The sequence below is a fragment of the Aquisalimonas sp. genome (genome assembly GCF_007120195.1).
Lineage (GTDB): Bacteria > Pseudomonadota > Gammaproteobacteria > Nitrococcales > Aquisalimonadaceae > Aquisalimonas.
In genome coordinates, this window is record NZ_SKOG01000287.1 from 1 (window position 1) to 4034 (window position 4034).

At 63.6% G+C, this 4034-nt stretch carries 5 protein-coding genes; all 5 read right to left on the reverse strand.

Annotated elements, in window-relative coordinates:
* A partial coding sequence (locus tag QZT63_RS19715; RefSeq protein WP_366637647.1) for an ABC transporter permease occupies positions 1-306 on the reverse strand: 306 nt, incomplete at its 3' end.
* Positions 303-1085 carry an ATP-binding cassette domain-containing protein gene (locus QZT63_RS19720; protein ID WP_290653741.1) on the reverse strand — a complete coding sequence of 261 codons (783 nt, stop codon included), beginning with the start codon at positions 1083-1085 and terminating at the stop codon, positions 303-305. The genes QZT63_RS19715 and QZT63_RS19720, both read right to left, overlap by 4 nt.
* A complete protein-coding gene (locus tag QZT63_RS19725) occupies positions 1082-2056 on the reverse strand; it encodes a PQQ-dependent catabolism-associated beta-propeller protein (protein WP_290653743.1) in 975 nt (324 codons plus the stop codon). The genes QZT63_RS19720 and QZT63_RS19725 overlap by 4 nt, the downstream gene beginning before the upstream one ends.
* 79 nt (positions 2057-2135) lie before the next feature.
* On the reverse strand, positions 2136-3356 hold the full coding sequence (locus QZT63_RS19730) for an ABC transporter substrate-binding protein (protein ID WP_290653745.1): 1221 nt from the start codon (positions 3354-3356) through the stop codon (positions 2136-2138).
* A 199-nt stretch (positions 3357-3555) separates the two neighbouring features.
* Positions 3556-4034: hypothetical protein (locus QZT63_RS19735; protein ID WP_290653747.1), on the reverse strand; the 479-nt coding region annotated here is incomplete at its 5' end.

Genomic DNA, 4034 nt, shown 5'->3' on the forward strand with positions numbered 1-4034 from the left:
GACCAGCAGCACGCGCATGCTACCCATCTCACGGTCGTAGACCATGGACAGTGAGCTTTGCATGCCGTTGAAAAGCTGAATCATGCCGACCAGGCCCGGCACGATGTACTCTTCATAGAGGATATACGTCTGATACGGCTCCGTCATGGCGACGCCGAGCGCCATTCGAAAGCCTGCGGCGAAGACCAGCAGCCAGACCAGTGGCCTCACCAGCGCCGCGATGAAACGGCTGCGCTGATGCACAAACCGCAGCAGTTCCCGCCAGAGAATGCCGCGCATGCAATGGGCGTAGGCGGTTAGCCTCATCCGACCTCGGCTTCGGTTAGCGTATCAAACGCCTCGCCAATGGACGCGGCACCGGCTTGCGCCTTGATTGCCTCAACGGAGCCGTTCCCACGTATGCGGCCCTGATCGAGCACGATGACGCGGTCCTCCGGGTAGACTTCATCAATCAAATGGGTCGCCCATAACACCGCCACCCCCTCGTCCGTGCACAGGCGATGCACGTGCTCGACGATGCCGCGACGCGAGGCCACGTCCAAACCCACGGTCGGCTCGTCGAGCAGCAACAGCCGCGGACGGTGTAACAATCCGCGGGCAATCTCCACGCGCCGCCGTTGCCCGCCAGAGAGCTCTCGGACCCGCTTGCGCAGGTGTTCCCCAATCCCCAGGCGCGCTACTTGATCTGCGGCATGACGCCGCGCCGTCTTCAGGTTCATGCCGTGCAGCGCCGCATGGTAGGCCAGATTCTGCTGCACACTCAGGTCAAGATCCAGGGTCGGCTGCTGAAAGACCACGCCCATCTGTCCCAAGGCCTGCGTAGAGAGCTCGCGGACGTCCAGACCGCCAACGCGAATATCTCCCACCCGCCGGTCGTACAAGCGGGTGATCAGGGCAAACAGTGTCGTCTTGCCGGCCCCGTTGGGGCCGAGCAGCACGACAAAGGAGCCAGGGTGCACGGAGAAGCAGATGCGCTGCAGAATCGGCTTGCCGCTGTAGCTGAAGTCCAGCCCCTGCACCTCCAGCGCGGGGGGGATGTCCCGAGCCGTGAACTCGTTTCTCTGTAAGTGGGCTTCGCAGCTCATGGTGCGACCACAACCCCCCACGGGAAACGGCCAACCGGGATTGACTTGACCGCCCGCATGGAGTCGACGTCAATCACGGTCACATCGCCGCTGACACCGTTGGTCGTGAACAAGCGGCTCTCATCCTGGTTCAGCGCCAGATGCCACACGCGTTGACCCACCAGGATGTAATCCAGCACCTCGTATGTCTGCTGATCGACTACGGCGACCCGGTTCGACGGTCCCAACGCGACGAAGCCGTAGCGTCCATCCGAGGTCAGCTCCACCCCGACCGCTTGCACGGTCTCGCGCGGTACCCCGCGCACATCGAAATGGATTGTCTCCTTGATGGCAAAGTCGTCCATGTCGATGACCGAGACCGTGGCACCGATTTCCGCGGACACCCAGACCTCTGAGCCGTCCTTGGTGAACTCGGCGTGTCGGGGTCGCGCGTCCACCAGCACGTTATGCACGACGTCGAAGCTCTCCAAGTCAATGAAGTGCGCCATGTTCGACGTCTCTGTCGTGTTGACGATCCATTTCCCGTCCGGGCTGATGGCGAGGCCTTCCGGTTCGACGCCCACCGGGACAACCGTGACGCGACTGCGGCGCTCGTAATCGAGCACCGTGACGATGTTGTCATCCTCGTTCGAGATGTAGAGGTACGGGCGATGCGGGTCAACACGGATGACCTCCGGGTCCGGCCCGGAGGACTGGCTGCCGATCACCTCCAATGTGGACAGGTCGATCACATCGACGGCCTCATCGTCGCCGACGGCAACGAACAGCCACTCGCCATTGGTGCTCAGCACCATGCTGCGCGGCCGCCGGCCGACCTGAATGGTTTCCACGACCTCGAGCTTCTCGGCATCGATCACCGAGATGGTGTTGTCCTTTTCGTTGGAGACGAAAACACGCTCGGCGAGGGCCAGGTCAGGTAGCGCAAGCAGCGCCACCAGGACGACCCACGGAGCGCCAAATTTGATGATCATGCTGTGGACTCCACAGTTGGCAAGACCGTCCCTTTGCTGCAATCACCCGCTGCGCGGCCAATGCCGCGCGGCCCCTCGCTCAAAGCACGCATGGCGACTCCGGCTCATCGTGACCGAGGGTATCCATCGGCGTACGCGGGTGCTCAAAGCCTTCCTGGGGCGAGACCGATACCACCATCCGGGGGCCGGCGATCAGGATGGGCTGGCGTAATTGCTGATCCCAGCTCCGATAGCTGACTGGTAGACCGAGATAGGCCGCTAGGGCGAAGTCCTCGCTCAGCATGTAGGCAAGCACGTCTTCCTCGGCGACGGAATTCGTGCGCGAGGCCGCCTCACCGAGAGAGCGCACCGCCACCCAGGCGGCAAAATCCCTGGGCGTCATGGAGCGCTCCACCAGCCGTTCGAAGCGGCGGTGCAGTTGAACCCCACCCCAGGATTCATGGGCCCGGTGCCAGGCGACCGGTGTCAGCCCCTGGGTTCCGGCCACCGGCCGGGGTAAGCGGGTCTGGTAGGGGAAGTACTCGCCGAAGTAATCGGTCTCGTCGGCGATGACAAGCACGTCATGCTCAAGGAGATCCTGGACAAACACCGGAATCTCGCGCTGGATGGCATGAAAGCCGCCTTCGGCGCGGCGGGCCATGGCGGTATGTGGCCACTGCTTTTCGCCAGTGAGACGTGCGCCGAAACGCTGCGCCGACTCCCGAAAGGCCGCAGCCAAACGCTCATCCTCATCGGTCCTGCCATGGACCAGCGCCCAGCGATTCCAACGCTTGTACGCCAGGAACTGAGCCAACGCGTCCGCCTGCATCCGACGGCTCGGTATGGTGTGAAATAGGTTGCCGCGGCAGTGCTCGCCGCGCAGATCGTTGTCCGGCGCCCTGGCATTGAAAATGACGCGGCCTTCCCCCTGGGCGCTGTCCAGCACCGCCAGCAGCGCGTCCCTCGGCAGCCCACTGATAATCCAGTCCGCCCCCTGGTCGATCAGCTCCTGCAAGCCTGCTGCAATCTCACCGTCCCGGGGCAGAATCTCTTCGACCAGCACAAACTCCTGCCCGAGGAACTGCCCGGTGGCATTGTTATCCTCGATGGCGAGCCGTGCGCCCTGCACGCCCTCATCGTCGAGTTCTTGGTCGAGGGGCGATACCGGTGCCCGATCAGCCGGCGGCGCCAACCCCAGGTAGCCAACAGTCATGACTGCGGCCTCTTCACCTGCAACCTGGGTTGGCCAGGCCAGCGATACGGCACCGCCCATGGTTAATAGAAAGGTTCCTGCCAACGCCCCGCGTATCACAGCGCGCATCCTGCTCTCCCTGATCTGCGGTTGGGCCAGCCGCGCTCGTGTCCTGTCCCGCAAATAACGTTACGATTGTCGCGGCCCTGACGGCCCCTGGCGGCGTTGCGCCTCCTCGCCGTAGTCCCCGCTACGCCTCGTCGGCGCGCCTTGCCAGAAACCGTCAGGATCCGCGCCAATTTTCGCAACGTATTTACGGGACAGGACACTAGAGTTCCGCCTGCAGCACCCGCACCAGGCGGCTCAGCCGCTCCTCGAGCAGGTAGGGCTTGTCGCACACCGCTTGCAGTGACTGCTGGCGCTGCTCGAACAGGCGGCGCTCCCAATACAACTCGTCCTCAACCCGCTCGATGCGGGCCTCGTCGGCGCTGTCGTCTTCGCGCAACTGCTCCAGTTCATCGACCAGCTCGGAGATTCCTTCCAGCCGGTTCACCTGGCCGCGCGCATAGCGGCGCACGGCCTCGATGGTGCGACTGCGCTCCCGATTGATCTCCTGAAACAGCCCGGCAAACAGCAGCGTCAAACGCTGCTCGTCGTCGGACTCCAGGCTTGCCACAAACTCACGCACGCGTTCGACTGCTTCTTCCTCACTGGTGCCGCGAGCTGTCGCGAAGCGCACCACGCGGGCGCCCTCCTCGTCTTCCCACCACTCCTTGTCCAGCTCCTCCGGGGAGGGGCCGGTCCACA

Excerpts from the sequence above, each read along its gene's own strand:
- QZT63_RS19725 (WP_290653743.1), bottom strand. The coding sequence starts at position 2,056 with ATGATCATCAAATTTGGCGCTCCGTGGGTCGTCCTGGTGGCGCTGCTT.
- QZT63_RS19720 (WP_290653741.1), bottom strand. The coding sequence starts at position 1,085 with ATGAGCTGCGAAGCCCACTTACAGAGAAACGAGTTCACGGCTCGGGAC.
- QZT63_RS19730 (WP_290653745.1), bottom strand. The coding sequence starts at position 3,356 with ATGCGCGCTGTGATACGCGGGGCGTTGGCAGGAACCTTTCTATTAACC.